Annotated in this window: 23 protein-coding genes; 11 read left to right on the top strand and 12 right to left on the bottom strand. The window is 61.8% G+C overall.

The window, feature by feature from the left end:
• Nucleotides 1-129: 129 nt before the first annotated feature.
• A complete protein-coding gene (locus tag M0D69_RS29750; protein ID WP_301785434.1) occupies nucleotides 130-1,107 on the bottom strand; it encodes a glycosyltransferase family 2 protein in 978 nt (325 codons plus the stop codon).
• Nucleotides 1,046-2,005 (bottom strand): glycosyltransferase family 2 protein, encoded by a 960-nt coding sequence (locus tag M0D69_RS29745; protein ID WP_301785433.1) that lies wholly within the window; start codon nucleotides 2,003-2,005, stop codon nucleotides 1,046-1,048. The genes M0D69_RS29750 and M0D69_RS29745 overlap by 62 nt, the downstream gene beginning before the upstream one ends.
• A 254-nt stretch (nucleotides 2,006-2,259) precedes the next feature.
• On the opposite strand from M0D69_RS29745, the gene M0D69_RS29740 reads away from it, so the two are divergent.
• The 6 genes from M0D69_RS29740 to lepB all read left to right on the top strand — a co-directional run bounded on the left by M0D69_RS29740 (nucleotide 2,260) and on the right by lepB (nucleotide 10,798).
• Nucleotides 2,260-4,140: an alpha/beta hydrolase gene (locus M0D69_RS29740; RefSeq protein WP_301785432.1), complete on the top strand. Its 1,881-nt coding sequence runs from the start codon at nucleotides 2,260-2,262 to the stop codon at nucleotides 4,138-4,140.
• Nucleotides 4,141-4,385: 245 nt separating this feature from the next.
• Complete coding sequence (locus M0D69_RS29735; protein WP_301785431.1) at nucleotides 4,386-5,846, top strand: flippase; 1,461 nt, start codon at nucleotides 4,386-4,388, stop codon at nucleotides 5,844-5,846.
• Between the two features lie 191 nt (nucleotides 5,847-6,037).
• Nucleotides 6,038-7,594, top strand: coding sequence for a mannose-1-phosphate guanylyltransferase/mannose-6-phosphate isomerase (locus M0D69_RS29730; protein WP_301785430.1), 1,557 nt, complete (start codon nucleotides 6,038-6,040; stop codon nucleotides 7,592-7,594).
• A 317-nt stretch (nucleotides 7,595-7,911) separates the two neighbouring features.
• Nucleotides 7,912-8,667 (top strand): FadR/GntR family transcriptional regulator, encoded by a 756-nt coding sequence (locus M0D69_RS29725; RefSeq protein WP_301785429.1) that lies wholly within the window; start codon nucleotides 7,912-7,914, stop codon nucleotides 8,665-8,667.
• Between the two features lie 347 nt (nucleotides 8,668-9,014).
• Nucleotides 9,015-9,995: a Gfo/Idh/MocA family protein gene (locus M0D69_RS29720; RefSeq protein WP_301785428.1), complete on the top strand. Its 981-nt coding sequence runs from the start codon at nucleotides 9,015-9,017 to the stop codon at nucleotides 9,993-9,995.
• Nucleotides 9,996-10,087: 92 nt separating this feature from the next.
• Entirely contained in the window at nucleotides 10,088-10,798 is a 711-nt protein-coding gene (gene lepB / locus M0D69_RS29715; protein WP_301785427.1) for a signal peptidase I, read from the top strand.
• Nucleotides 10,799-10,985: 187 nt separating this feature from the next.
• On the opposite strand, the gene M0D69_RS29710 is transcribed toward lepB, so the two are convergent.
• The 6 genes from M0D69_RS29710 to M0D69_RS29685 all read right to left on the bottom strand — a co-directional run bounded on the left by M0D69_RS29710 (nucleotide 10,986) and on the right by M0D69_RS29685 (nucleotide 16,244).
• The gene (locus M0D69_RS29710; RefSeq protein ID WP_301785426.1) at nucleotides 10,986-11,645 is read right to left on the bottom strand and encodes an amino acid ABC transporter permease; all 660 of its coding nucleotides are present in this window, start codon (nucleotides 11,643-11,645) and stop codon (nucleotides 10,986-10,988) included.
• Nucleotides 11,646-11,745: 100 nt separating this feature from the next.
• A complete protein-coding gene (locus tag M0D69_RS29705; protein ID WP_301785425.1) occupies nucleotides 11,746-12,537 on the bottom strand; it encodes a cystine ABC transporter substrate-binding protein in 792 nt (263 codons plus the stop codon).
• 114 nt (nucleotides 12,538-12,651) lie between these two features.
• The gene (locus M0D69_RS29700) at nucleotides 12,652-13,707 is read right to left on the bottom strand and encodes a quinone-dependent dihydroorotate dehydrogenase (protein ID WP_301785424.1); all 1,056 of its coding nucleotides are present in this window, start codon (nucleotides 13,705-13,707) and stop codon (nucleotides 12,652-12,654) included.
• A gap of 115 nt (nucleotides 13,708-13,822) precedes the next feature.
• Entirely contained in the window at nucleotides 13,823-14,695 is an 873-nt protein-coding gene (locus M0D69_RS29695; RefSeq protein ID WP_301785423.1) for an arginyltransferase, read from the bottom strand.
• A 238-nt stretch (nucleotides 14,696-14,933) separates the two neighbouring features.
• Nucleotides 14,934-15,683: a leucyl/phenylalanyl-tRNA--protein transferase gene (gene aat / locus M0D69_RS29690; protein ID WP_301785422.1), complete on the bottom strand. Its 750-nt coding sequence runs from the start codon at nucleotides 15,681-15,683 to the stop codon at nucleotides 14,934-14,936.
• 15 nt (nucleotides 15,684-15,698) lie between these two features.
• Nucleotides 15,699-16,244 (bottom strand): NUDIX hydrolase, encoded by a 546-nt coding sequence (locus tag M0D69_RS29685; RefSeq protein WP_301785421.1) that lies wholly within the window; start codon nucleotides 16,242-16,244, stop codon nucleotides 15,699-15,701.
• A gap of 248 nt (nucleotides 16,245-16,492) precedes the next feature.
• Between M0D69_RS29685 and glp the strand changes: the two genes are divergently transcribed.
• From glp to moaE, 3 genes are read left to right on the top strand one after another with little or no spacing between them, the layout of a single operon-like run.
• Nucleotides 16,493-17,758 carry a gephyrin-like molybdotransferase Glp gene (gene glp / locus M0D69_RS29680; protein WP_301785420.1) on the top strand — a complete coding sequence of 422 codons (1,266 nt, stop codon included), beginning with the start codon at nucleotides 16,493-16,495 and terminating at the stop codon, nucleotides 17,756-17,758.
• 8 nt (nucleotides 17,759-17,766) lie between these two features.
• The gene (moaD, locus tag M0D69_RS29675) at nucleotides 17,767-18,024 is read left to right on the top strand and encodes a molybdopterin converting factor subunit 1 (protein WP_047897675.1); all 258 of its coding nucleotides are present in this window, start codon (nucleotides 17,767-17,769) and stop codon (nucleotides 18,022-18,024) included.
• A gap of 1 nt (nucleotide 18,025) precedes the next feature.
• Nucleotides 18,026-18,505 (top strand): molybdopterin synthase catalytic subunit MoaE, encoded by a 480-nt coding sequence (gene moaE, locus M0D69_RS29670; RefSeq protein ID WP_301785419.1) that lies wholly within the window; start codon nucleotides 18,026-18,028, stop codon nucleotides 18,503-18,505.
• A 35-nt stretch (nucleotides 18,506-18,540) separates the two neighbouring features.
• Here the strand turns inward: moaE and M0D69_RS29665 are convergent, their stop codons facing one another.
• The gene (locus M0D69_RS29665; protein WP_301785437.1) at nucleotides 18,541-19,092 is read right to left on the bottom strand and encodes a group III truncated hemoglobin; all 552 of its coding nucleotides are present in this window, start codon (nucleotides 19,090-19,092) and stop codon (nucleotides 18,541-18,543) included.
• Between the two features lie 604 nt (nucleotides 19,093-19,696).
• On the opposite strand from M0D69_RS29665, the gene M0D69_RS29660 reads away from it, so the two are divergent.
• Together M0D69_RS29660 and clpB are read left to right on the top strand one after the other, a co-directional pair.
• Nucleotides 19,697-20,188, top strand: a complete 492-nt coding sequence (locus tag M0D69_RS29660) for an Rrf2 family transcriptional regulator (RefSeq protein WP_301785418.1) — start codon at nucleotides 19,697-19,699, stop codon at nucleotides 20,186-20,188.
• Nucleotides 20,189-20,459: 271 nt separating this feature from the next.
• The gene (gene clpB, locus M0D69_RS29655) at nucleotides 20,460-23,057 is read left to right on the top strand and encodes an ATP-dependent chaperone ClpB (protein WP_301785417.1); all 2,598 of its coding nucleotides are present in this window, start codon (nucleotides 20,460-20,462) and stop codon (nucleotides 23,055-23,057) included.
• 98 nt (nucleotides 23,058-23,155) lie between these two features.
• Here clpB and M0D69_RS29650 read toward each other — a convergent pair whose 3' ends face one another.
• The 3 genes from M0D69_RS29650 to pbpC form a co-directional block, all read right to left on the bottom strand.
• On the bottom strand, nucleotides 23,156-23,608 hold the full coding sequence (locus M0D69_RS29650) for a YidB family protein (protein ID WP_301785416.1): 453 nt from the start codon (nucleotides 23,606-23,608) through the stop codon (nucleotides 23,156-23,158).
• 199 nt (nucleotides 23,609-23,807) lie between these two features.
• Nucleotides 23,808-24,395, bottom strand: a complete 588-nt coding sequence (locus tag M0D69_RS29645; protein WP_301785415.1) for a helix-hairpin-helix domain-containing protein — start codon at nucleotides 24,393-24,395, stop codon at nucleotides 23,808-23,810.
• A 331-nt stretch (nucleotides 24,396-24,726) separates the two neighbouring features.
• Nucleotides 24,727-26,928, bottom strand: coding sequence for a penicillin-binding protein 1C (gene pbpC / locus M0D69_RS29640; protein ID WP_301785414.1), 2,202 nt, complete (start codon nucleotides 26,926-26,928; stop codon nucleotides 24,727-24,729).
• Nucleotides 26,929-26,930 lie beyond the last annotated feature (2 nt).

Here is a 26,930-nt window from a genome sequence, read left to right as displayed (position 1 = left end):
AAAGAAATGAAGTGCCGCCACGCACAGTGGCTAATAGTGATAAAGAGAACAGCTAGCATAGACCGGCCACGGACGCGGAAAACAGCAACCCAGCATCACCGCGCCCGAGTGCGAACGAATCCCCCGTGATTACCCTGCGAATTCCCTTTCCACGCTGTCCAGCCGCCGCTGCGCATGATCGCGCTTCGCCAGCGCCGCGCCGCTGCGCGCAGCACGCCAGCGCTGCAGCGCCGTCGTCTCGCGATGGATCAAACGCGCGCGTGCCAGATTGACCCAGCCGAGACACGCGCCGTGTCCCACTACGGTCAACCACAGCAACGCCACGCCCCGGCGCGCGCCGCGATATTCATCGCGTACGATCAGATGCAGGTTATACGATTCGTTTTCGATCGCGACCCAGCTTCGGCTGCCGCGCACCGCGCGCGCATCTTCGTCGAAGCGTTGCGCCGGATAGTGATCCACTTCCACCGCCGGATCGTAGACAAGACGCCAGCCCGCCCGCCGTACCGCCGACGCGAACGCCATGTCGTTGTTGACCTGTGCGCCCGACCCGCGAAGGCGGGTGTCGAAGCGAATGGCATTGCCGCTGATCGCGCTCATGCGATAACTCATGTTCGCGCCCTTGAGGAAGTCCACGTCGCGCGCGGCCCCCACGCCCAGATGATGATTGCCGATCGCGCGGCCCGGGAACTGCCAGCGGCCGACATCCGGCTCGGAGGCATCGAGCGTCATGCCATGCTCGTGCACCCAGTCACGGCCGCCGACCCCGCCAACATCCGGCGCGTTCGCGAAGTGGTGTTCGATACGCTCGAGCCACGTCGGACGCGGCGCGGCGTCGTCGTCGGTGATCGCGACAATGTCGCCCGTGACAGCATCGAGACCCACGTTCAACGCGGCAACCTGACCGCCTTGAGTGACCTCGACCTTGACGAGCGGCAGGCGCGCACGCGACTTCTCGATCACAAGCCACGCCTGCGTTTCTTCGTCAGCACCACGGCACACCACCAGCACTTCGTCCGGTGCGCGCCGTTGCCGCGCGAGCGCATCAAGGCAGCGAGCGAGATCCGAGGTTCGACGATAAGTGGGTACGAGTACGGTGATCTTCATGTTGTAGGGCGAGTCCTTCCGGAGTGTATCGGCGAATGTAGCTGCTAGCGTGCGAGAGGGTTCGCATGCTGCTTGCAAGACCTTTGGGCCCGTGGGCGCGCAGGTTGTGCAGCAGATTGTGCGCAACGGCGAGCGTGAGGTACAGCGCGGCTTTCGAACGGTTGCGCTCGAACCAGCGGTAGCGTTTATGCGTCACGTAGATACGCGAGGCTTCGATGAACGCCGCGTAGTAGTCGCGATTAACCGTCGACGGAAAATGCGAGTTGAACACTTCCGGCAGAAGCCGCACCACGCACTTTCCCTGTAGTGTGGCGCGCATGACGATGTCCACTTCGTCATAACCGTAGACCAGATGTTCGTCGAAGCGAATCAGCTTGAAGAGCCAGGCGGGGAACACGGTGCTGTTGATGACGACAGTGTCGTGACTGTCACCGGTCCGATAGGGCCGTGACTGGAAACCGAGGAACGTAGTCGCATTCGCATACACGCGCTTGCCGCGATTCAGTTCGTAGCCCGTAACAATCAGCTTCTCCGGATGCTGGCCGCCGTGGTGCAACGAGTCGGCCATGCGCGCAAGGAAGTCGATGCTCAACGTGGCGTCATCGTCGATGAACGCCACATGCGTGCCGGTCACCGCGTCGAGCGCGCAGTTGCGGTTCGCGCCCAGTCCGCGGCGCGGCCCTTCCAGAAAGACAACCTGCGGGAAATCCGCGGCGATCATCTCGCGCGTGAGGGTATCGGTGCTGTCATCCGACACCACGATCTGGTGCGCCGGATACGTGGAGGCTTCGACCGAACGTAATGCGCGGGCGAGATCCCTCGGACGATTGCGAGTGCAGATGCAAACTGAAAAGCGCGGCGCAGCAGACGGACTGGGTTCGTGAACAGCGGTGACCATGTGTTTTCCCCGGCATTTTTTGTTCTGTGCCGCGCATGCACGACACGGCGTGATGCGCTATTTGACTTGGCAAGGGAAAAACCGTCTGTTGGACATCGAACACCGGGGAAACAACGGTGGACAAAGGCGCTCGCGATGGCGGAAAAATCAGGGTGCGCTTGTGCAGTGTGTGCGGGCGCACGGAATGAACGGCGTAGGAAAAGTGTAATGCGCAGACAACTTAATAACGACGCTCTTCCGGGCGCGACATCGAGATGAAGCCTGTAATTTTCGACGAGTGTTTTGGCTGGCTGCACGAGGGTGAGCCAGCCGCCGCGCGCGGGGTGGTGCTCTGCCAGCCGTTCGGCCGCGAGGCAATGTGGGTCCACAAGGGCTGGCGTGTATTCGCCGAGGCACTTGCGGCCGCAGGCTCGCCGACGCTTCGCTTCGACTACGCGGGCACCGGCGACTCGGCTGGCGAATCGGAAGACGGCGAGCAGATCGGGCAGTGGTTGCGAAGCATCCGGTCGGCAATTGCTTACCTGAAGCAAACGACTGGCGTGACACAAGTGGTCCTGTGCGGCTTGCGTCTGGGCGCAACGCTCGCCGCGCTGGTGGCTGCCGAGGAAGAAATCGATGAGCTGGTACTGCTCGCACCGGTGTTGTCGGGCCGGCAATATCTGCGCGAACTGCGCCTGCTGCAACAGAACTGGCTTGAAACGGGCGGCATTCATGTCGAACCCACACCGGTTGACGCCGATTATGCGGAGGCGGTCGGGCATCGCCTGATCGCGTCGAGCGTCGCCACGTTGAGCAAATTCGACCTGCTGCGCGATACGCAACTGGCGGAACACCCGCCGCGTCGCCTGCTCGTGCTCGATTCCTACGACCCCGTTCGCGCGAAGAAATTCGTCGATGCGTGTCGCGCCGCCGGTTCGGACGCGGTGTTCGAGGCCTTCGACGAATGTGCCGCGTTCATGCAGGAATCCGGCGTGACCGAGACACCGCGACGGGCGATTGCACGCATTGTCGACTGGCTGGGAGCGCCTGCGCTGGCCGAATCGAAGGACATTGCAGCGCTTACCGGACCGGCGGAAACACAGGTGCTTATTGCCGACGGTGCGCGCGAAACGCCCGTGATCTTCGATAACGGCCGCCTGTTCGGCATCCTCTGCGAACCGGAAGAGGGCACGCCGGTGCGCCGCTCGGTCGTCTTCGTCAACCCTGGCGCGACGCATCGCATAGGCGACGCGCGTATCTCCGTCACGCTTGCGCGGCGGCTCGCGCGCCAGGGCGTCGCCTCGCTGCGATTCGATGTCGGCACGCTCGGCGACAGCGTGGGCGCCGTCGATAAACGCCCGCTCTCGATGCTGTTTTCACGCACAGGCTGCGACGACGTAGTGACCGCCGCCGCGTACCTGGCTTTGCGCGGTTTCGACGATGTCTCGTGTTTCGCGGTCTGTTCGGGCGCATACGTTTGCCTGCACGCGGCGCCGGTGAGTCCCCACATTCGTTCGCTGGTGCTCGTGAACGCGCCCAAGTTCGGCTTTCCCGAAGATCCGATGTCGTTCGCCGCGAACGACAACCGGCCTAAGACCGCTACCAGCACGTTCATGCGCTCTTTCAAGACCGCGCGCAAATGGAAGCGCGTGTTGCGCGGCCAACGGCACCTGACGCCGATCGTGAAGGAGCTGGCGTGGCGCATGAGCGCACGCCTCACGGCCAGCGTGGCCTATCTCGCCGAGCGGGCTATCGGCGTGGATTCGGCGGGTTCGCGTGTGCGTGCAATGGTCCGTGGCCTGAGTGAGCGTGGCGTGAAGGTTCGCTTCGTCTACGGCGCGGGAGATCCGGGCATGGACGAGTTTGCGGTGTTTTTCGGAGCGGGCGGACGGCGGATGCGCAAGTGGCGCAACGTGGAAACTGTTCGCCACGACAGGCTCGATCACGCGTGCTTTTCCTATTCGGCACGCGAGGAAATGATGGCGTCGTTCATTCAGTTCGTGCAGGGAGAGGCGCCGCAAGCGGCATGTGGCGGCCTCAGTTGGGCGCGCCTGCGCGCGTTGCTGCCGCGTTTCGCGCCCCGTGCAAGCCGGCCCGACGAGATGCACACCAACATGCACGGCGACATGCGCGCTGAAGCGCTCGAATCGCGATAAGCCGAAAGAATGTAAAGGATTGCAAGAGATCAAGAGCCGCGGCGCGATGCGTTCGTCTGCGTACAGACCCTGAAATACCGTGGCTCTACTCTGGCGTGTAATTCGTCTGACCTTCGGGCAGGCACCCGTTGCGTGCACTCAAACGTGCATCACCCGTGCGCTGCAACGTGCCTGCATTCACCGCAAGCTGTGCGCGGTGCCTTGATTCATCCTGTGTGTGTTTGTTGTAATCGGCCCGTTGCTCAATGGAAAAAAGTCTTCTCAAGAACATAGCGATCAATTTCGCCGGGCTCATCCTGCCCGTGTTCGTCTCGCTTGCGACGGTACCGGCCTACATTCATGGCATGGGGATCGAGCGCTATGGCGTCATCAACCTGGTGTGGGCGCTGATCGGTTATTTCAGCGTGCTCGATCTCGGCATTTCGATGGCGACCGAAAATCATATCGCCAAGGCGCGCCAGTCCAACGACGGCACCATCCAGCGTATCTTCTGGAGTGCATTCTTTCTCAACCTCGCGACGGGTCTCGTCGGCGCGGTGCTGATCTGGTTCGGCGCGTACGTCTACGTCGTGCATATCGCAACCATCGAACCGGCGTTCCAGCGCGAAGTGCTGCATGCGCTGCCGTGGATTGCATTGGCCGTGCCGATCGCCAACATTTCGTGGGTGTTCAGCGGAGCGATCGGCGGCATGGAAAAGTTCGCGCTGTTCAACACCAACCAGACTATCGGCACGTTCCTGTTCCAGTTGTTACCGCTTGCCGCGCTGTACCTGATCTCGCCGTCGCTGGCGGTGGTCGTGCCGGCAGCAGTCATTGCGCGGTTTCTCGCGGCGCTGCTGCTTGGCTACGGCACGTTCCGCGCAATTGGTATCACGGGCATCTCGAAGCCGGAATGGCCGCTGATTCGCGAACTCTTCAACTACGGCCGCTGGCTGCTGCTGTTCTCGGGCGCGAGCATGATCGCGACAACGCTCGACCGGGTCGTGATCGGTTCAATGCTCGGCGCCAAATACGTGGCGTACTACGCCACGCCGCAAAACCTGGTTACGCGCATGAATCTGCTGCCGAGCGCCATGCTGCGCACGCTGTTCCCGCGTTTTTCGGCCTCCGCCAGCGATCACGCCGACGAACTCTCGCATCAGGCGCTCGCGTTTTTGAATTGCGCGTTCACGCCGTGCGTGGTGGTTGCGTTGTTCGCGCTGGCGCCGTTCCTGAATATCTGGCTTGGCCATGAGATGGCGGTGCAGTCGGCGCCTGTCGGACGCATCCTTGTGATTGGCGTATGGCTGGCGGGGCAGTCGAGCATCATCGGCGTGTTGATCCAGGCCAAGGCGAATCCGGCGCAGGTCGCGCGGGTTGGCTGGATCGGTTTGCCGATCTTCGCGCTCGTGCTGTGGCTGAGTATCCGCTGGTATGGGCTGCTGGGTGCAGGCGTGGCGGTGGTCGCGAAAGCTTTCTTCGACTATGCAGCGTTCCTTTATTTCTCGAAGCTCAAGCCACGGCCGATCGTGCGCAACATGGCCGGACATCTGGCTTTCCTGGTGATTGCCACGGTGTGCGCCGACTCCATGGATTCGCTCAGCGGCATGGCCGCGATTGCCGTCGGGCTGCTTGCGGGCAATCTCGCATGGTCGTTCTGCGAATCGAGTGAATTGCGCGAGGTCGCCGCGCGGGTCCGGCAAAGATTGCTGCCTAGTGCCGGGTAAGGATGCATAAAGCGATGCATAAAGCGCCGCGAAAGGTGGATTGACCGAACAGCGTGCGGGCGTTCGCGCGCGCACACAACAAATTGGATTTGCCTGCTTAAATAGCGCATCAATCGATGCGTGTGTTTCACGCGTCCGCACCTGTCAGACGCGTTCGGCCCTCAATCAGCTTTAACGCTTCAGGAGTCACCGTGGACGTGTCCCACAATCCGCTTAACGGCGCTGCCAAGACGGGCGCCGTGAGTGTTCGCGTACAACCGGTCATTCTCGCCGGCGGCTCCGGCACGCGGCTCTGGCCGCTGTCGCGGCAGCAGTTCCCCAAACAACTCATCGAACTCATGGGCTCGGAGTCGCTGCTCGAAGCGACGCTGCGCCGTCTCGACGGACTCGATGCGACCCACGGCCACGACGCCGTGCACTTCGCCACTGCCGATGAACCGATCGTGGTTTGCGGCACGGAACACAAATTGCTAACGGCCCAGCAGATCGAGCGGAACGGACGTCGTGCGCGCATCGTGCTGGAACCGTGTGCCCGTAACACTGCGCCCGCGCTCACGCTTGCGGCATTGGCCGCACTGGCTGCCGTACCTGGCGACGATCCCGTGATGGTGGCGATGCCTGCCGATCACGCCGTGTCCGACCTCGACGCGTTCCGGCGCACAATCGCGAAGGCGATCGAACATGCCGTGAGCGGTGCGCTTGTCACGCTCGGCATCGTGCCGGACAAGATTGAAACGGGATACGGCTATATCAAGGCCGGTGCGGCGCTGGGGCCGGCGGGTGATGGCGTGCCTCAAGCGCGCGTGCTTGAACGTTTCGTTGAAAAGCCGCGCCGGGAAATCGCGGAGCAGTATCTGGCGTCCGGCGAATACTGGTGGAACAGCGGAATTTTCGTGTGCCGCGCGTCTGTCTGGCTTGCGGCTATCGAACACTTTCAGCCGGCCATACACGCCGCGTGCCTGATCGCGTTCGACCACGGCCTGCATCAGGACGGCTTCACGCAACTCGATGTCGACGCATTCGAATCGTGCCCGTCGGATTCCATCGATTTCGCGGTCATGGAGCGCATCACGCACGAGCCCCGTTTTCCGGGAGTCGTGGTGCCGCTTGCAGCAGGCTGGTCCGACGTCGGCGCATGGGACGCTGTGTGGGACATGTCGAACAAGGACGAAGATGGCAACGTTGCGCGCGGCCGCGTGATCTTCGAAGGTTCAGCGGACAGCTTCGCGCATTCAGACGGACGGCTGGTCGCGTGCGTTGGCGTGAGCGGCGTAGTGGTCGTGGAAACCGCCGATGCGATCCTGGTGGCATCGAAGGATCGCGTGCAGGAAGTGAAGGCGATGGTCGGCCGCCTGAAGGCCGCCAAGGGCGCCGAGGCCCACGATCATCGAAAGGTGCAGCGGCCTTGGGGTTTCTACGATTCCATCGATCACGGTGAGCGTTTTCAGGTAAAGCGTATTGTGGTGAAACCAGGCGCGCGGCTTTCGTTGCAGATGCATCATCATCGCGCGGAGCACTGGATCGTCGTGCGCGGCACGGCGCTCGTCACGCGCGGGGAAGAAACCTTCCTGGTGAGCGAAAACCAGTCCACGTTCATTCCGCTCGGTACGACCCACAGGCTCGAAAACCCCGGTAAAACGCCGCTCGAAATGATCGAAGTGCAATCGGGGACGTATTTGGGCGAGGATGACATCGTGCGTTTCGACGACCAATATGGACGCGTGACCGAAAAGAAGACACCGGGCTGAAAGCCCGGACAGGCAAGGGACGCACCCGCAGTGCATTGAGCAGGCAGACATAGAATCACGAAGCACTTAAATCACAAGCATCACGAAGTACTTAATACAGCGGTTGCCGAAGCAGCACCGTGAGACGGTAAAGGGATAACCCTTGAGAGGGACATTCCGACTGGCGTCCGCGGTATTGAACACGCAATTTATCGTGCACGGTGCAGTGCCGCAGATTGATCTGATCGATCAGTGGCGCTCACCGGGCCTTCCGGTGAGCTTGGGGAAGCACGCCGGATGCGCAGGGACACAATGTAGGGCGCAAGGGGAGAGGGGTGATGGACGAAAACAAAGAGCGATCACTAGTGGCTAAGGTGATGGACGGGCTCGTATCGGGCATCGTCGAACAGAAGTACGGCGCGATTCTGCCACCGCAGGACGTCTTGTCGAAGGAGTTCGACGTGAGTCGGACCGTGATGCGCGAGGCCTTGAGCATGTTGCTCGCGCGTCACATGCTGGACGTGCGCCCGAAGACGGGCACGCGGATCCGGCCGATGAGCGACTGGCGGCTGATCGACGAGGACGTGGTGAGCTGGCGCTTTCGGGCGACGCCGGATCAGGCGTTCCTGCGCGACGTGATCGAGTTTCGAATGCTGATCGAGCCGCGTGCGGCCGCGCTGGCGGCAACTCGCGCAACGCCCGACGAAGTGGCCGGGATTCGCGACGCGTTCGACGCGCTTGCGTCACTCAACGGCAGCGAGCCCGAGTACCAGGCCGCCGATGTTGCGTTGCATACGCGTATTGTCGCCGCGAGCGGCAACCAGTTCTTCCAGCAGATGACGGCTATCGTGCGGGGTGCGCTGGTGACGGTCTATCCGATCGTGGCGGGCATTGCGACCATGCGTGACGCGACGCTCGACGCGCAGCGCCACGTGGTGGAAGCGATCGAGGCACACGACGCCGGTACGGCAGAGCGCGCGATGAGCACGCTGATCGATGTCACCGCGGAGGAGGTCGGGCGGGCCTTTTCGCTCGAACGTCGCGAGGACAATTCGTCACCGCCGATCGGCGCATCGGAATCGGCCGGCGCCTGACACACGTGCGTGCCTGAAGCTTCGCGTCCGGGACGGTTCCGGCGTGGCGAAGCTGGCCCGAGGTTTCTGGTCACGTTATTCGTGGCCGGGCGCGACGAGCGCCCTATTCGGGTTCCTCCCTACGCAAACGTTTCACTTTCCCTTCCCGCCTGACTTCGACGCCTGATGATGTTTGCGCCGGATGTCGATCTCCCGTTGGTCTCCCTTGAGTTTTGTGACAGAGCCGCGACGCGCTGCGTGATGGTTCATTCATCGTTCAGGCTTCACGGCGAGCGCTCCCGTAGTGGACAATGTGCCCATTCGCCGGCCGTGGCCGACTATTCACCATCAAGCAGGGAGCGGGACAGATGAGCGCACAGAGCACGATCCGTTGGGGCATTGTCGGCGCGGGGAATATTGCGCGCAGGTTCGCCGAAGGGCTTGCCTTTGTGCCGGGCGCGACACTGAGCGGCGTCTGGTCGCGGCGGCCCGAGCCGGCGTCGGCCTTCGCCGCGCAGTTTCATACCCGGGCGTATGAAAGCTTCGATGCGTTGCTCGACAACATCGACGCGCTGTATATCGCGACCATGCAGGACAGCCATCCCGGGTATGCGTTGCGTGCTTTCGAAGCCGGCCGCGCCGTGCTTTGCGAGAAACCGGCGGCCGTCAACGCGCGCGCGTTGCAGGAGATGATCGACGCGGCGCGTTCGTCGAAGCTGCTGTTCATGGAAGCGATGAAACCGCCGTTCTATCCGCTTTACCGGCAGTTGCGCGATCATCTCGCGGCCGATCCCGTTGGGGAGATCGGGCTGGTGCGCGCCGGTTGTTCGATCGCGAACGTGCCGCTTTCGCATCCCTCGTATTCGATGGAAATGGGCGGCGGCGCATTGCTCGATATCGGTATTTACGAGGCGTTTCTTGCGGTAGACTGGCTCGGTGAGCCGCTCGAAGTGCAGACATTTGGAAGGGTTGGGCAGACGGGCGTGGATACCTTCGCGAGCCTGAATGTGCGGCATGAGCGCGGTGTCGCGCAGTTGTTCTGCGGCTTGGACCTGCAGGGAAAGGGTGATGCCTTGCTTGCCGCGACCGGCGGCACGGTGACGATCCATGAGAACTGGTGGAATCCCGCGCGAGCGACCGTTCGCTATCTGGATGGCCGCACCGTAGAGCTGGATGCGCCGTTCGAAGGCGGTGGGTTGAACTACGAGACAGCGCACTTTTGCGAGCTGCTGCGCGACGGCGTTATTGAAAGTCCGATCATGCGGCATGCAGTATCCATGCAGATGATTTCCATCATGGATGCTGCCCGCCGCGACCTTGGCGTGCGTTTCCCTTTCGAAACCGAATAAGCGCGGGATGGCCGGCTTGGCTGGCCTGCTTAAGCGTCATTTCAGGTTTCGACGTTAAGCTTTGTCGTCCTCATACGCTGGCATCCTCCATCATGCGACTGTTACCTCGACTCTGGCGCGAATATCGGAGCCTGATCGCGTTTCTGGTGTTGATGGCGCTGTTCCGCAGTGCCATTGCTGACTGGAATGTAGTGCCTAGCGGTTCCATGTTGCCGACCATTCGCGAGGGTGACCGGATTGTCGTCGACAAGATGGCGTACGACTTGCGTATTCCGTTCACGCACGTGGCGGTTGCGCATCTGCATGATCCGCGGCGCGGGGATATCGTGACGGTGGATTCATCGGCGGCGCATGAGTTGATTGTGAAGCGGCTGATTGGGCTTCCCGGCGATGTTGTCGCCATGCGCGACAACGTGTTGTATATCGATGGCAAGCGGGCGGATTATCAGCCGGTCGATATAACGGGTGTCGCGGGCGATGCGTCTTCGCCTGGCGAGTATCTGGACGAGAAGTTTGGGCATGTTTCGCACATGGTGCGGTTGTCGGTGCTGGCGCCGAGTCCGCGGCGCTCGTTTGGGCCAGTGACGGTGCCGAAGGGTGAATATCTGATGCTCGGCGATAACCGCGACGACAGTGCGGACTCGCGGTATTTTGGTTTTTTCCCACGCAGTGAATTGATGGGGAGGGCGACACGGGTAGCGTATTCGCTGGATCCGGACCGGCATCATTTCCCGCGGATGGATAGGTTCGGAGCGAGGTTGGACGGGGTGGGCGTTGCTGTTCGTTCGCACTCGGGGGGGTAGTTTTGCTGGGGCGGGTGGTCGGGGTCAATGCCGGGTTGGTGCTTTCGGTGTTAGTGGTCTGCGTGAGTTAGCTGTATTGAACAGCCAGCATAGACCGGCCACGGGACGCAGAAAGCAGCAACCCAGCACCACCCCCGACCACTAACCCAAACCCCCCCAACCAGAACCCCGAGTGCGAACGAAAAACCTAATGCCGCCCTGGCAACGCCAATCTCCGCTCGAACAGCCGCTGCACAAACTCCAACACACTACACAGCACCCAATAAACCACCGCCGCAGCGAGATACAACGGCAAAGGCTGATACGTAGCGGCAATAACTTCCTGCGCACTCCGTAGCAATTCCGTCACCGTGATCACAGACACCAGCGACGTATCCTTAATCAAGCTGATCAAGCTATTCGAAAGACTTGGCACAGCAATCCGCAATGCCTGCGGACCGATCACATACCGCAGCGTCTGCATCCTCGACAAGCCCAAACTATAAGCCGCAAGCCACTGCCCACTCTGAATCCCGAGAATCGCCCCCCGCATGCTTTCGGAAAGATAAGCTGCCACGTTCGCTGACAACGCAATCACTCCGGCTGGCGTCGGATCAAGCGAAATACCCAGACTCGGCAGCCCGTAATAGATCACGAAGATCTGCACAAGCAACGGCGTGCCGCGCATCACGCTCACGTAAGCACGACCAATACCGACCAGCACGCGGCTTCGGCTGATGCCCATCGTCGCGAGTATCGTGCCCGCGATCAGGCCGAAGAACATCGAATAGACCGCGAACTTGATCGTCAGGACAGCGCCTTGTGCAAGGGCCGGTACGGATTGAACGAGCAGGGATGTCGTGGACATGAAGGAATAAAGTAGGCTTAACGTACGAGGCAGGCATCAAATGCAAAGGGCGGCATCTCCAAGACGCCGCCCCGATGCCGAACGCGTGAGGGTCCGGGTTTTATTTAGCCGGCTTCGTCACGTCGATACCGAACCACTTCTCCGAGATCTTCGTGAACGTACCATCGGCTTCGAGCTGGGTCATCGCGTCGTCAATGGCTTTCTCGAACTTCGGATTGCCCTTCTTGAACGGAATCCCCGACGGATTGCCCGGGCCCACATTCGCGCCGGTGCGCAGCGGCAACTGCGAATTCTTCATCAGGTACGCAAGCATCAGTCGATCGTTCAACGCAGCGTCCAGACGGTTCGACGCCAGATCGCGCAAGTACTCCGGCGCGCCCGGATACGTCTTCACATCGATACCCGGCACGGCCTTCGCCATGTCCATGTAGTTCGTGCCCAGACCGACGCCGAGCTTCTTGCCCTTCAGGTCTTCAAGCGTCTTGAAGTCCCGCGTGTCGTCCTTGCGCTGAATCAGTTGCGCATTCGAATACGTGTAAGCCGGCGAGAAATCGAGCGTCTGCTTGCGTGCATCGGTAATGCCGACCTGGTTCACGATCACGTCGAACTTGCCAGCCTGCAAGCCCGCAATGATCCCGCTCCATTCGGTGGTCACGAACTCCGGCTTCACGCCGAGCTTCGCAGCAACCGCCTTGGCGATATCCACATCGAAACCAACCAGCTCACCTTGCGGCGACTTCGAGTTGAACGGGGGGAAAGTGCCCTCCAGGCCAATCCGCAACGTGCCGCGTTGCTTGACCGAATCCAGCAGGTCTTCAGCGTGGGCGACAGCCGAGAGCGATGCGCCGATCAGGCCGGCAACGAGCACTTTTTTGAAGAGAGACAGTTTCATGAGTTATTTGCCTTTGTCCTGGTTTTTGTCAGTGATCTGAAGTGCGGCGATGATAGCTAAAACGCAATGCTGTCTTCAGATCGTTTGCTCATGTGGATATGAGCGTACGTAGTTTCATGCCGCGGCGCTTGCCGCGTTGGTACTGGTACTGGCCAGCGCTTCGACGCATTCCGTCACGAGCGCCGGGCCGCGATAAATCAGGCCGGTGTAGATTTGCACGAGCGATGCGCCCGCTGCGAGCTTTTCACGCGCGTCGTTACCCGACATGATGCCGCCAACACCGATGATCGGCACCTCGTCACCGAGCTCCGCGCGCAACTTGCGGATCACCGCATTCGACGCCTCGAACACCGGCTTGCCCGACAGGCCGCCGGCTTCATCGCCGTGTTTCATGCCGTTCACGGCCGTGCGCGAGAGCGTGGTGTTGGTCGCGATCACGCCATCTATTTTATGGCGCAGCAAGGTCGCGGCAATCTCCTTGATCTGCTCGTCGTCGAGATCGGGGGCAATCTTGAGCGCGAGCGGCACGAGCTTGCCGTGCATATCGGAGAGACGTTGTTGTTTGTCCTTCAGCGCGCCGAGCAGGGCGTCGAGCTCACCGGCGCCTTGCAACTGGCGCAGGTTCTTCGTATTCGGCGACGAGATGTTGATGGTCACGTAGCTCGCGAACGGATACACGCGCTCGAGGCAATACAAATAATCTTCAGCGGCGCGTTCGATGGGCGTGTCGGCGTTCTTGCCGATATTCAAGCCCAGGATGCCGCGATACCGCGCGGCCTGCACATTCTCGACGAACTGATCGACGCCGCGGTTGTTGAAGCCGAGCCGGTTGATCAGCGCCTGCGCGTCGGGCAGCCGGAACATGCGCGGGCGCGGGTTGCCGGGCTGCGCGCGCGGCGTGACCGTTCCCACTTCGATGAAACCAAACCCAAGCGACGCCAATCCGTCGATGCACGCGCCATCTTTGTCCAGCCCCGCAGCGAGTCCGACCGGATTGCGAAAACTCAGGCCCATGACGGTGCGCGGCGAATCGGGGGCGCGCTCGGCGAGCATGCCGGCGAGCCCGGTACGGCCGGCGGCGCCAAGCATGCGTAGCGTCAGGTGATGGGCATCTTCCGCATCCATGCGAAAAAGTTGCGCGCGGGCGAGCGGGTAGAGGGAGCTGAACACGAGGAAAGGCCGAGGCGGCGTAAATTGAGACGCGCCATTTTAACGGCTTTAACGGCGACGGCCGAAAAGCTGTGACACAGGTGTGAAAGCGGCGCCGAAACAGCCAGCCGCATCGTCAGCGCCGCGGCTTGTCCGCTGGCATCTTGCCGGGCATGGGAGGCGTTCCGGCGGAGTGCATCGTGGCGGGGTTGAGCAAGTCCCATCGACCGTCGATCAAGCCCTCCAGCGGCCGAAAATTGGCTTTGTACGCCATTTTGTCGCTCTCGCGAATCCAGTAGCCGAGATAGACGTGAGGCAGATCCAGGCTTCGTGCCTGTTCGATTTGCCACAGGATGTTGTAAGTGCCGAAGCTAGTGTGCGGCAGGCCGGGTTCGAAGAAGGTGTAGACCGACGAAAGGCCGTCACCGAGGATGTCGATCATGCTGATCATGCGCAACGTGCCCGGCGCGGGGGGATCGTCTACGAGATTTCCCCCAAGAAGTGCACCGGGGTCCCCCGCAGTACCTGCGCGCACGGGTTCGCGGAATTCCACCAGGCGCGAGTTGATCCGGCTTTGCAGCAAAAATTGCTCGTACTGGTCGCGGCTGTCGCGATCCATGCCGCCGCCGGCATGCCGCGCCGACTGATAGCGCATATAGAGCGCGTAATGCTCTTCGTCGTAGTGAAGCGGCGCGACGCTCGCCACCAGGCCGCCATGCAGTTTCCAGACGCGCCGCTGGGTACGGTTCGGCATGAAGCGGTCGATAGGTACGCGCACCGGCACGCACGCGCGGCAGCCGTCGCAATACGGGCGGTAGGTGAACACCCCCGAGCGCCGGAAACCCGCTTTGACGAGTTCGGTGTAGACGTCGGAGTTGATCAGGTGACTGGGGGTCGCCACCTGCGAGCGCGCGATGCGCCCGTCCAGATAGCTGCAGGGATACGGCGCCGTTGCATAGAATTGCAACGCCGAAAGCGGTGAAAGCGGCAGCTCATTGGGGTGAGTCACGTTGGCAGCTCTCGTTTTAAGCGTCTATCTTGCTTACCACCCCAACCGTGCCGCGGCGGTTCGATGCAGGGCGGAAAGCCTCGGTCGTATCGCTATATTGCCAGCTATACATCACGTTCGATTGTGTTCAATGGTGCTAGATGTGTTCGCGAATATCAAAGGGTGAATCGCGGTTTGCCAGTCACCGCTTAATGTACATCACGCGGTATATCCGCCTGGCGTTCGCAACCGGCCTCGTTCACGTTGACGGAAGTACGCGTGGCTGGAGCGTCTCAAGCAGCGCGTACTTGTCGAACTGCCAGGGTATTGGCGGCTCACCGACTGCCCCGCGCAGATGTCTCACAAATGCCTTGCGCGGGATCTCGCGGCCGCCCAGCGACGCCAGATGCGACGTATTCTGCTGGCAGTCTATCATCTCTATTTTATGGTGGCGCAAGTGTCCGACGAGCGCCGCGAGCGCTATTTTCGAGGCATCGGTGCGATGCGCGAACATCGATTCGCCGAAAAACATGCGTCCGAACGACACGCCGTAAAGACCGCCCACGCGCTTGCCCTCGAACCACGTTTCAATGCTGTGCGCCCGGCCCTCGCGATGCAGTGATGAATACGCTTCCACAATATCCGCCGTGATCCACGTGCCGCGCTGACCTTCGCGCGGCGTCTGCGCGCAGGCACGCATCACGCCGGCGAAATCGTGGTCCACGCGGATTTCCCACGTCGGCTCGCGCAATACGCGCCGCAGCGTTTTACGCAGTGAATCGGAAACTTTGAATTCGTCGGGAATCAGCACCATGCGCGGATCGGGACTCCACCAGAGCACCGGCTGGCCGTCGGAATACCACGGGAAAATGCCGCGCTGATACGCATCCACGAGACGGCTACTCTGCAATTCGGCGCTTGCCGCGAGCAATCCCGGCGCGCCGCTCGCCTCGCCGAGCGCGCGCTCGACGGGGGGGAACGGATCGTCGGAGGCGAGCCATGGAACCATGATTCTCGGGCGCGCTCAGCCTTCGCGCAGTGAGCGGAAGATGTCGCCGGTGTGCAGCGCGTAGTTGCCGGCGGCGCGGTCGGCGAAAAAGAAGCGCAGCGTCTGGGCGACCGTCGGGAAGGCGATTTCGTCCCAGGGGATGTCGCTCTCGTCGAAGAGCTGCACTTCGAGACTTTCCTCGCCTGCGTCGATGTCGAGATCCAGCAGCCGCGCCAGGTAGAAAAGGTGCACCTGATGCACATGCGGCACGTTCAGCAGCGTGAACAGGCTCTGGATTTCGACACGCGCGCCGGCTTCCTCGAGCGTCTCGCGTGCAGCGCCTTCGCTGGTGGTTTCGTCCATCTCCATGAAACCCGCGGGCAAGGTCCAGTAGCCGTAGCGCGGTTCGATCGCGCGCCGGCACAGCAGCACCTTGTCGTCCCAGACGGGCACGGTCCCGACCACGTTGCGCGGATTCTGATAGTGCACCGTGCCGCAATTACCGCAAACGTAGCGCGGGCGGTTGTCGCCGGGCGGGATGCTCAGGCCGACCTCGTGGCCGCAGACGGAACAGAATTTCATAGGGGAGAAGTCTGAAAGTGTCGTGCGAGTGTATCACCGAGCCCGGGCCGCGCGGCAGCGCGGGCGGAAGGCGAAAAAGGGGTCGCGAAGCGAGGGGACGGGGTGGCCGAACACTTGTCCTGATGGCCGACGAGCCCGGATCGGGTGGGAGCAGCCGACCGGTTGGCGCTCGCTTCTCGCTACAATAAGTGCTTCGGTGGCGACCCTGTTAGCGCTGCCCATTTCACGGCCAACCCACATTCCCGACGATGTCCACCACGCCCGCCGCTTCACGCCCGCCAATGCTGTCCACCGCCGACGCACGCGCCACTTTGCTAACGGCCGCGCGCCGGGTGGACGGCGTTGAAACCGTCGATACCTTCGACGCGCTCGGGCGCGTGCTGGCGACAGCGGTCGTGTCGCCGCTCGACGTCCCGCCCATGCGCACCAGCTCCATGGACGGTTATGCGGTGCGGGCGGCGGATCTCGCCGCGGCGACAGAGGCGCGCGGCGTGACGCTGCCCGTTTCGCAACGCGTGCCGGCCGGCCAGACCGCCGAGCCGCTCGCCGCCGGCACGGTGGCGCGCATCTTCACCGGAGCAACCGTGCCGCCGGGTGCGAACGCCATCGTGATGCAGGAGATGGTTCGTCTCGACGAAGCCGGCGCGACGTTCACGCAAGTGCCGCCCGAAGGGGAGTGGATCACGCAGCAAGGCGCGGATATCCGTCGCGGCTCCGTGATTCTGCCTACCGGCACGCGGCTTACGCCGCAGGCGCTGGGGCTGGCGGCATCGGTGGGAAGCGCTGCGCTTGAAGTCGTGCGCAAGGTGCGCGTGGCGGTGTTTTTTACCGGCGACGAACTCACCATGCCCGGCGAGCCGTTGCGTCCCGGCGCGATTTACAACTCAAACCGTTTCACGCTGCGTGCGTTGCTCGCGAAGCTGGGCTGCGACGTGACGGACTTCGGTATCGTGGCCGACCGGCTGGACGCAACCCGCGAAATGCTGCGGCGGGCAGCGCTCGATCACGACCTGATCCTCACGTGCGGCGGGGTATCGGTGGGCGAGGAAGATCATGTGAAACCCGCCGTGGAAGCCGAAGGGCGGATTTCCATGTGGCAGATCGCGATGAAACCCGGCAAGCCGCTCGCGTTTGGCGCGGTGCGGCGTGAGGCGACGGCTCAAAATGGTGACGAGGCGTTTTTTATCGGCTTGCCGGGTAATCCGGTGTCCAGTTTCTGCACGTTTTTGCTCTTCGTGCGCCCCTTTATCCTGCGGCTGGCGGGCGTCGAGGCGGTTGAGCCGCGCGCGTATTCAATGCGTGCCGATTTCACCCAGAAAAAGGGTGACCGGCGCAACGAATTCCTGCGCGCCCGCGTGAACGACGCCGGTGGTCTGGAGGTGTTTGGGAATCAAAGCTCGGCAGTGTTGACATCGACGGTATGGGGCGACGGACTGATCGATAACCCGCCGAATCACGCCATCCAGGCCGGCGAGACTGTGCGTTTCATGCCGTTTTCAGAACTGATGCGTTGAAGGCAATCATGAAAGTCGAATTGAGGTTTTTTGCGGGCGTGCGTGAAGCGCTGGGCGTAGCGAACGAGAGCGTGGAGGTCCCGGACGGCGTGGCCAGCGTCGGCGACGTGCGGGCCTGGCTGCGTACGCGCGGCGGCGCGTGGGCGGAAACGCTCGCCGAAGGCCGCTCGTTGCGAATGGCGTGCAACCACGAAATGACCGACCCGTCGCGGCGCATCACGGAAGGCTGCGAAGTCGCGTTTTTCCCGCCAGTCACGGGCGGCTGAGATGACCCGCGTACGCGTGCAGGAAACTGATTTCGATATCAGCACGGAAGTTGCCGCGCTACGCGCCGACAATCCCAAGGTCGGCGCGGTGGCATGTTTTGTGGGCACGGTGCGTGATCTGAACGAAGGCAATACGGTCCAGGCGATGGAGCTGGAACACTATCCCGGCATGACCGAAAAGGCGCTGGAGGCGATCGCGGCTCAGGCGCGCGACCGCTGGCCGGGTTCCGACGTGCTGATCGTGCATCGCGTGGGGAAACTCTTGCCGCTCGACCAGATCGTGCTGGTGGCAACTACCGCCATGCATCGGGGAGAGGCGTTCGAATCGTGCGCGTTCGTAATGGACTATCTGAAAACGCAGGCGCCATTCTGGAAGAAGGAAAAGACGGAACACGGCGAAAAATGGGTCGATGCCCGCGAATCCGACGATGCCGCTCGGGCGCGATGGGATCCGGAGTCGAAGAAAGGGGCGGGGACGTAAGCGAGGCGTGGTCCGTTTGCCCGCACCGCATGTGTCTAGGATTCCTCGCTTTCAACGCCCGACAGCTTGACTGGAAACGGCTCGCCGCGGCTCCGGGCGGGTAACTCCGCCGAAGATTCATTCTCGCTACGACCCGTTCGCAGGCGCTTGAGGGATGCGAGCAGATCGACCTGAGCATCAGGAATGGCATAGTCCCAGCCGAACTTGCTCAATTGCAGGCTTTGCGCAATGCGTAGCGCCGGTTCCATGAACTGCACGGCGGCGGCTGGTTCGTAGCGGGTGTTGACGGTATCGAGGAAAAGCGTGAGCCAGCGGGCGAAGTGCTGGGGTTCGATGTCGCCGAGCGGGCGGTGCGCTTCCTGGACGTTGCCCCGGTACGCCTTGGTTCCGAGCACGAGGCTTGACCAGAACGTCGTCATTTTCGCCAGATGCGCGTCCCAGCGGCCAGCCAGTTCGCGGGCGAAGATCGGGCCGAGCAGCGTGTCATCGTCGACCCGCCGGTAGAATGCGTCGACCAATTGCCGGATATTGGCTTCGTCGGGTTCCGTGGCGCGGACAAATGGCGTCGCCTGTGTGTTTGGCTCGATCACGGGTTCAGTCGAGGGGGCAATCAAAGGCTCAATCAAAGGCTCAATCATGGGATTCGATGACAGCATTCGGGTGTGAAATTAGTCCGGGCGGCAAAGCTGAGTGCGCCCATCGAATTGCCGCGCGCGATCGACTCGCCGGATATTAGGAAAATGCCCTATGCGGAGGGCATTTGACGGAAACTGAAGAAACAACGAACCTATTGCGGACTAGCTTTCATAAGAGCCACGGCCGTTAGATGGGACCATTAAATGGGACCATTAAATGGGGCCAATAAGCAGGGCGATAAGCAGGGCCAATAAGTAGGGCCAATAAGCAGAATGATGTTTCATTGACTTCCCGTTGATAGCTTCCCATGATAATCGACGTTTAATCGTGAAGCTGTTGGTGGCGGGAGTGGCCGCTTGCCCGATGGTTTGTAACGGTTGCCGTTGTTATCTGGTAGCCGGGAACGCCGGTTAGGCCAGGCACGCATGGGTCAGGCAGGGTGAGCGTTTACCCGGCCATTGATGCTGCCTTGAGTTGTGCCCATATACCCGTGCGATTGAAGCACGCGACCGAGTCACGCGACCGAGTCACGCGACTGATTACGCGAATACCCCCATGCGACTGACCGATTACACCGATTATTCACTGCGCGTCATGCTCTATCTGGCCGTGCGGCCTGAGGGGTTATCGACCATCCAGGAGATTTCCGATGCCTACGGGATTTCCAAAAATCATCTGATGAAAGTGGTGCAGCGGCTTGGGGAACTGGGTTGGGTAGAAACCGTGCGCGGCCGTAACGGCGGCCTGAGGCTCGAAGCGCGTACGCCGCTGCTCACCGTCGGCGAAGTCGTCCGCAAGACGGAGAACGACTTTTCGATAGTCGGTTGTTTCGCCAATGCAAGCGAGCCTCACCGGCATTGTGTGATCCAGTCCCACTGCCGTCTGCGAGGCGTGTTCGCCAAGGCGCGCGATGCGTTCCTCGAGGAGCTCGACCAGCATACGGTCGGCGATCTGGCATCGCCGGCTGGCGAGCTCGCGGGGTTGCTCGGAATCGTGCGTTTCACGCCGGCAGCAAACATAGTGAACGGCATCACCGGACACAGCTGACCGATCTGAGCGATTCACACTCGTCCCGCAAACCTGGCCAAGCCGCCCCAACCGCAATCTGTTCACAACGGTTCCGCGACGCACGCACCCGACGTGCGGCAACATACGTTTTAACTTCCAACGCGCCCGTTCTTCCGCATCCTCAACCGCCCCGACGCCACCAGACCGATCAACCATTGATTACGCAGAAAAATGCGGTTTTTGGCCGTCAGTGCGCTTGAAAGTGCCGGATCACGCCTCATTTTGAACACATCCCGATTTGGAGGTCTCAATGAGAATCGACAAGCTAACAACGAAGTTCCAGGAAGCACTGGCCGACGCGCAAAGTCTCGCCGTCGGCAATGACAATCAATATATCGAACCGATCCACTTGCTTGCTGCGCTGATCGAGCAACAGGACGGTTCGGCGCGCTCGCTGCTGTCGCAGGCAGGGGTGCAGGTCCAGGCATTGCAAACCGCGCTCAAGGACGCCATGACGCGTCTGCCTCAAGTCCAGGGCACCGACGGCAACGTCCAGGTCAGCCGCGATCTCGCCGGCTTGCTCAACAGCGCCGACAAGGAAGCGCAAAAGCTCAACGATACTTTCGTTGCGAGCGAGATGTATCTGCTCGCCATTGCAGACGACAAGGGCGAAGCCGGCCGGCTTGCCAAGCAGCATGGTCTCACGCGTAAAGCGCTCGAAGCCGCGATCAACGCGGTGCGCGGCGGAGGTCAGGTGCACAGCCAGGACGCCGAAAGCCAGCGCGGCGCGCTAAAGAAATACACCGTCGACCTGACCGAACGCGCGCGCGCCGGCAAGCTCGATCCGGTGATCGGCCGCGACGACGAAATTCGGCGTTCCATCCAGATTTTGCAACGCCGGACGAAGAACAATCCGGTGCTGATCGGCGAGCCGGGCGTGGGCAAGACCGCCATTGTGGAAGGACTCGCGCAGCGGATCGTGAACGGCGAAGTGCCGGAATCGCTCAAGAGCAAGCGCGTGCTGTCGCTCGATATGGCCGCGTTGCTGGCCGGCGCCAAGTATCGCGGGGAATTCGAGGAGCGGCTCAAGGCCGTGCTGAGCGATATCGCGAAGGACGAAGGCCAGACCATCGTTTTCATCGACGAAATCCATACCATGGTCGGCGCCGGCAAGGCCGAAGGTGCGATGGACGCGGGCAACATGCTGAAGCCGGCGCTCTCGCGCGGCGAGCTGCATTGCATCGGCGCGACTACGCTGGATGAATATAGGAAATACATCGAGAAAGATGCGGCGCTCGAGCGGCGCTTCCAGAAAGTGCTGATCGATGAACCGTCGGTGGAGGCGACCATCGCAATCCTGCGCGGCTTGCAGGAAAAGTACGAACTGCATCACGGCGTGGAGATCACCGATCCGGCTATTGTGGCGGCGGCGGAGTTGTCGCATCGCTATATCACGGACCGTTTCCTGCCGGACAAGGCCATCGATCTGATCGATGAAGCCGCGTCGAAGATCAAGATGGAAATCGATTCGAAGCCCGAAGAAATGGACCGGCTCGATCGCCGCCTGATCCAGTTGAAGATCGAGCGCGAAGCTGTCAAGAAGGAAAAAGACGAGGCGTCGCAGAAGCGCTTGCAGTTGATCGAGGAGGAAATCGAGCGGCTCGATCGCGAGTATTCCGACCTCGAGGAAATCTGGATGGCGGAGAAAGCTGCCGTGCAGGGCAGCGCGACGCTGAAGGAAGAGATCGAGAAAGTGCGTGCGGATATCGTGCGTTTGCAGCGTGAAGGCAAGCTCGATAAGGTCGCCGAATTGCAGTACGGCAGGCTGCCTGAACTCGAGTCGCAACTGAAGCAGGTCACGCAGGCCGAGACCGCGGAACAGAGCAATCCGACGCGGCCAAGGCTCTTGCGCACGCAAGTGGGCGCCGAGGAGATCGCGGAAGTCGTGTCGCGGTCCACGGGGATTCCGGTGTCGCGGATGATGCAGGGTGAGCGCGAGAAGCTGTTGCAGATTGAAGCGAAGTTGCACGACCGCGTGGTCGGGCAGGACGAAGCGATCGGCGCGGTGGCCGATGCTATTCGCCGTTCGCGCGCGGGTTTGTCGGATCCGAACCGGCCGTATGGTTCGTTCCTGTTCCTCGGGCCGACGGGTGTGGGCAAGACCGAGTTGTGCAAGGCGCTCGCCGCGTTCCTGTTCGATTCGGAGGATCATCTGATCCGTATCGACATGAGCGAGTTCATGGAGAAACACAGCGTCGCGCGGTTGATCGGCGCGCCGCCGGGTTATGTTGGCTATGAGGAAGGCGGATATCTGACCGAGCTGGTGCGCCGCAAGCCTTACAGCGTGATTCTGCTCGACGAAATCGAGAAGGCGCACCCGGACGTGTTCAACGTGCTGCTGCAAGTGCTCGACGACGGCCGTATGACCGACGGGCAAGGGCGCACCGTGGACTTCAAGAACACGGTGATCGTGATGACGTCGAACCTGGGATCGCACGTGATCCAGTCGATGGTCGGTGAACCGCACGAAGCGGTGAAAGATGCCGTCTGGGAGGAAGTCAAGCTGCACTTCCGGCCGGAATTCCTGAACCGCATCGACGATGTCGTGGTGTTTCATTCGCTCGACCGCGCCAACATTCAGTCGATCGCGAAGATCCAGTTGCAGCGGCTGCGTGAACGGCTGGCGAAGCTGGAAATGGAACTCGATGTCTCGGACGTAGCGCTCGAGCAGATCGGCAAGGTGGGTTACGACCCGGTGTTCGGTGCCCGGCCATTGAAGCGCGCGATCCAGCAGGAAATCGAAAATCCTGTCGCGAAGCTGATTCTGGCCGGCAAGTTCGGACCGAAGGACGTGATTCCCGTCGATATCCGCGAGGGTGAGTTCGTGTTCGATCGCGTCGTGCATTAAGACGCTTGCCGGGCTTAACCCGGTTTCACCCAAAAAAGGGGCAACGGATCACTCCGTTGCCCCTTTTTGCAATTGCAGAAAACCAGGACGAAAGACGCTTACGCCTTCGGTTCTTCGCTCTTGCCGAACATGCCTGCCAGAGCGCCGAGGCCGCCGAGCGAACCCAGCAAGCTGCCCACGTCCAGCTTGCCATCCGCCGGCACTTCGCCGTTCGGCGTCGCTTGGTTCACGAGATGCGGCAGCACGGTAGCGAGCATGCCGGACACCTGGTCGCCCGAAAGACCCGCTTTCTGCGCGATCTGGCTAACTGCGTCCGAGCCGAGCACGTTGGTTACGGTGTCCGAGCTGATGGGTTTGTTTTCGCCGGTGCCGACCCACGACGAGACGATGTCGCCCGCGCCGTTCTCGTGAAAACGCTGAATCAGGCCGCTCAGGCCGCCGGGCTGGTTATTGACGAACTCCATCGCAGCGGCGATGAGGCCGGACTGCGCGCCGCCGCCTTGAGACGACGAATTGCCGAAGGAGGAGGCGAGGGTATCGAGTAGGCTCATGGCTGTCTCACTTGGAAACGATGCTGGTTAGATGCCGTCCGGCGTCATGCTGGTTTGCCTGCGCCGAACGGAAAACATGCCGTCCCGTGAGGAACGGCTAGAGTGTTTCTGCTGCAGAGCGACCGGGCCGCCTGAATTTGAGCTGCGCGTAAATGGCCATTCCACGCTCACGATTCAGTGCCGTAGTGCGTCGCCGTCCTCAGGTTGCTGCCGCGTCGCTCGCGGCTTTCTTTTTCTTGGATTTCTTCGATGCCTTGGCGCCGCTTGCACCCGACGCAGCATCGGCCGTAGCCGTGGTCGCGGCGCTGGAACTTGCTGCCGCGCTGGCCTTGGCTTTCTTACCCTTCTTGCCCGTTGCCGCTGAAGCCGCGTCCGGCGTCGTCGCCGGTGTCATCGCCGTGGTCGCGGCAGGCGGCGTGGCGGGGGTCGCGGCCGTCGATGGTTTCATTGTCGATTTTGCCGCAGGCGCTGCGCTTGTGGCGGCCGGCGTCTTGCTGGCCTTCGTGCCGGTCGGCGGCGTGGATGAGCCACCGATGGTCAGCCCGGCCTGCTCCAGGTTCGTCACGGACTTCGTGCCGAGTCCTTTCACGCGATTGGCGAGGTCGTCGGCATCCTTGAACGGGCCATTCTTCGTCCGTTCGTCGATGATCGCCTTCGACTTCACCGGCCCAAGCCCCTTAACTGCTTCGAGGGAGGTTTGGTCCGCCGTATTCACATCGACGGCCGCAAACGCGACTCCCATCGACAACGCAAGGGCCACGAATAACATCAGCAGCTTTTTCAGCATGACAAGTGCTCCAGGTTGAAAAACAAGAAGGAGGAATCGATGCCGGCCTTACTGGAAGCCTGGCCAGGAAGCCCAACAAGCATAGGACAAAATGCGGGTAAGGATAATGGCAGCGACGCTCGGCCGGCACGGACGGGATTATTTTTTACAACATCGCCGGCTATTATTTTGCCGGTTGAGCCCAATCCGCTGTCCAGTTTCGATTCCATTTAGCGATTATCACCAGACTCATGGCGGATGGGGGCGGATCGGTTCAGATTTAACCTTTCCCGGATATAAGCGTGTCGAATTTGTTGCTTTCTCAGATTTGCGCTTCCAGCTTTGATTCTCATTAACCCTTTGTTTTGATTTTTGCAAACGCGCCGCGCACTTCAAACTTCACCGAATCGACCACCAGGCCGTGGCCATCGACTAGTTCCAGCGTGTGATGCCCCGGCCACGGAAGCCACGCCATTCGTGCCATCCAGGCAGAAGGCCCCGCCACTTTGCCGTCCAGCCGCCACACGCTGCCCGCCGGCGCACCTTGCGCGCTTTCGAACCAGACCCGCTGGCGCGCCGCTGGGATATCGGGATCGAGCGCGAAAATAGTGCCGTCGGTGGGCGTGGCGATCCGGGCCGCGCCGTTGCGCGCGCTCGCGCCCTCCGCGTTCGCCGACAAAGCGATCCGCGACATCTCCGTGCCACTCAGGAACCAGTCGTCCCGCGACGGTTCGATATCGTTCTGATAAACGATCTTCGTACGCACCACGCCCGCTGGCGCGCCCGGCGCCCGGCTCGGCGATTGCCGGTGCAGGTAGTTCACCAGCGCGGCCCACACGGGCGCGGCGCCCGTGACACCGGACACGTCCCACATAGGCGCGCCGTCCGCGTTGCCCACCCACACGCCGACCGTATAACGCGATGTGTAGCCGACCGCCCAGTTGTCACGCATGTCCTTGCTCGTGCCGGTTTTCACGGCGCTGAAAAAGCGCGTGGCGAGGACGCTGTCGAAGCCGAAGGTACGGGTGCGCGCGTTGTTATCGGAGAGGATATTCGTCACGATAAAGCTGGCTTGCGGGCTGAAAATGCGCTTGTCCAAAGCGGCGGATGCATGCTCCGTCACGTCGAACATCGGCCCGGTGAGGCCACCGTTCGCGAGCGTCCGGTACGCGTTCGTGAGTGTCGCGAGCGTCACGTCGGCGCTGCCGAGCGCGAGGCTGAAGCCGTAATAATCGCCGGCTTGCGTGAGCGGCAGGCCGAGCGACACCAGCGTTTTCGCGAACCGGTGTGGCGTGACCATCACCAGCGTACGCACGGCCGGCACGTTCAGCGAGGACCCCAGCGCCGTGCGCATGCTCACCCAGCCCTTGAAATCGTGATCGTAGTTTTGCGGGATATACAGGCCGCCGCCGGTAGCGAGATCGAGCGGGGCGTCGTCGAGCAAGGAGGCTGGCGTGAGGCGCTTTTCGTCGATGGCCTGAGCGTACAGAAATGGCTTCAGCGTCGAACCAGCCTGGCGCAGCGCGACGACGGCATCGACTTCCGGTGCATTCGATAACCCTCCCGCCGAGCCGACCCACGCGAGAATCTCGCCGCTGCGGTTATCGATGACGATCGCCGCGCCATCGTGCACGTTGCGTTGATGCGCGCGCGAGTTGAGTTCGAGCAGGGTGCGCGCGAGCGAGTCGCGGGCGAAGCGCTGGAGGTGGGAGTCGAGTGTGGAGCGGATGCGAGCGCCTGCCGTCGGATGCAGTTCGCTGGCGACCCGGCGTGCGAAGTGCGGCGCGAGCGCATCATAGTCGGAGGAACGCGGGGAGGCCGAAGCGGTGCGTGTGAGCGTCAACTGCACGTAGCTGTCGAGATTGACGCAAGGATCCATGGCCGATGACCTTGCGCGATTCATGTCGCGCAAAATCCCGCACGCCCGCGCCGATACCTTCGCGTAGTTTGCGTTCGGCGCACGCACCAGCGCAGCCGTGAGCGCCGCTTCGCGTTCATTCAACCCGGACGGCAGCTTGCCGAATAAAGTCTGCGATAACGCCGATAACCCCACGATCTCGCCACGAAACGGCACGAGATTGAGGTATGCCTCCAGAATTTGATCCTTGCGCCATGCGTGATCGAGCCACAACGCGCCGAGCGTTTGCGTGGCTTTCTCAGTAATAGAGCGTCGTCCCGGCCGGCGATCTTCATCGATCAGACCGGTCAGTTGCATCGTCACCGTCGATGCCCCGCGTGTGCGCGTATTCCACAAGTTCGCCCAGGCCGCCGCCGCCGCGCCGCGCCAGTCGACGCCGCTGTGCTCGTAAAAACGCCTGTCCTCCGACACGACGATCGCCTCGCGCAACGCCGGCGATACATCTTGCAACGCGACCCAGTCGCCGCGCCGTTCGGTCGTGTCGATACGCGTGCGCTGCAGCGGTTCGCCATCGCGCGCGAGCAGCACCCAGTCGGAGCTGCGCCAGCCCGAGCGCACTTCGTCGAAAGTCGGCAGCGCGTGCGCCGGGTTGGCGAACACGACCCAACCGAGAAGGGCGAGGGCGGCGCGTTTCATCG

Source organism: Caballeronia sp. SEWSISQ10-4 2, assembly GCF_030464885.1.
GTDB lineage: Bacteria > Pseudomonadota > Gammaproteobacteria > Burkholderiales > Burkholderiaceae > Caballeronia.
Note: the sequence above shows the minus strand (reverse complement) of the source record. Positions and strands in the feature narration are given on the sequence as shown.

Coding starts and splice junctions, on each gene's coding strand:
- M0D69_RS29750 (WP_301785434.1), bottom strand. CDS start 1,107: ATGAAGATCACCGTACTCGTACCCACTTATCGTCGAACCTCGGATCTC.
- M0D69_RS29745 (WP_301785433.1), bottom strand. CDS start 2,005: ATGGTCACCGCTGTTCACGAACCCAGTCCGTCTGCTGCGCCGCGCTTT.
- M0D69_RS29740 (WP_301785432.1), top strand. CDS start 2,260: ATGAAGCCTGTAATTTTCGACGAGTGTTTTGGCTGGCTGCACGAGGGT.
- M0D69_RS29735 (WP_301785431.1), top strand. CDS start 4,386: ATGGAAAAAAGTCTTCTCAAGAACATAGCGATCAATTTCGCCGGGCTC.
- M0D69_RS29725 (WP_301785429.1), top strand. CDS start 7,912: ATGGACGAAAACAAAGAGCGATCACTAGTGGCTAAGGTGATGGACGGG.
- M0D69_RS29720 (WP_301785428.1), top strand. CDS start 9,015: ATGAGCGCACAGAGCACGATCCGTTGGGGCATTGTCGGCGCGGGGAAT.
- lepB (WP_301785427.1), top strand. CDS start 10,088: ATGCGACTGTTACCTCGACTCTGGCGCGAATATCGGAGCCTGATCGCG.
- M0D69_RS29710 (WP_301785426.1), bottom strand. CDS start 11,645: ATGTCCACGACATCCCTGCTCGTTCAATCCGTACCGGCCCTTGCACAA.
- M0D69_RS29705 (WP_301785425.1), bottom strand. CDS start 12,537: ATGAAACTGTCTCTCTTCAAAAAAGTGCTCGTTGCCGGCCTGATCGGC.
- aat (WP_301785422.1), bottom strand. CDS start 15,683: ATGGTTCCATGGCTCGCCTCCGACGATCCGTTCCCCCCCGTCGAGCGC.
- M0D69_RS29685 (WP_301785421.1), bottom strand. CDS start 16,244: ATGAAATTCTGTTCCGTCTGCGGCCACGAGGTCGGCCTGAGCATCCCG.
- glp (WP_301785420.1), top strand. CDS start 16,493: ATGTCCACCACGCCCGCCGCTTCACGCCCGCCAATGCTGTCCACCGCC.
- moaD (WP_047897675.1), top strand. CDS start 17,767: ATGAAAGTCGAATTGAGGTTTTTTGCGGGCGTGCGTGAAGCGCTGGGC.
- moaE (WP_301785419.1), top strand. CDS start 18,026: ATGACCCGCGTACGCGTGCAGGAAACTGATTTCGATATCAGCACGGAA.
- M0D69_RS29660 (WP_301785418.1), top strand. CDS start 19,697: ATGCGACTGACCGATTACACCGATTATTCACTGCGCGTCATGCTCTAT.
- clpB (WP_301785417.1), top strand. CDS start 20,460: ATGAGAATCGACAAGCTAACAACGAAGTTCCAGGAAGCACTGGCCGAC.
- M0D69_RS29650 (WP_301785416.1), bottom strand. CDS start 23,608: ATGAGCCTACTCGATACCCTCGCCTCCTCCTTCGGCAATTCGTCGTCT.
- M0D69_RS29645 (WP_301785415.1), bottom strand. CDS start 24,395: ATGCTGAAAAAGCTGCTGATGTTATTCGTGGCCCTTGCGTTGTCGATG.
- pbpC (WP_301785414.1), bottom strand. CDS start 26,928: ATGAAACGCGCCGCCCTCGCCCTTCTCGGTTGGGTCGTGTTCGCCAAC.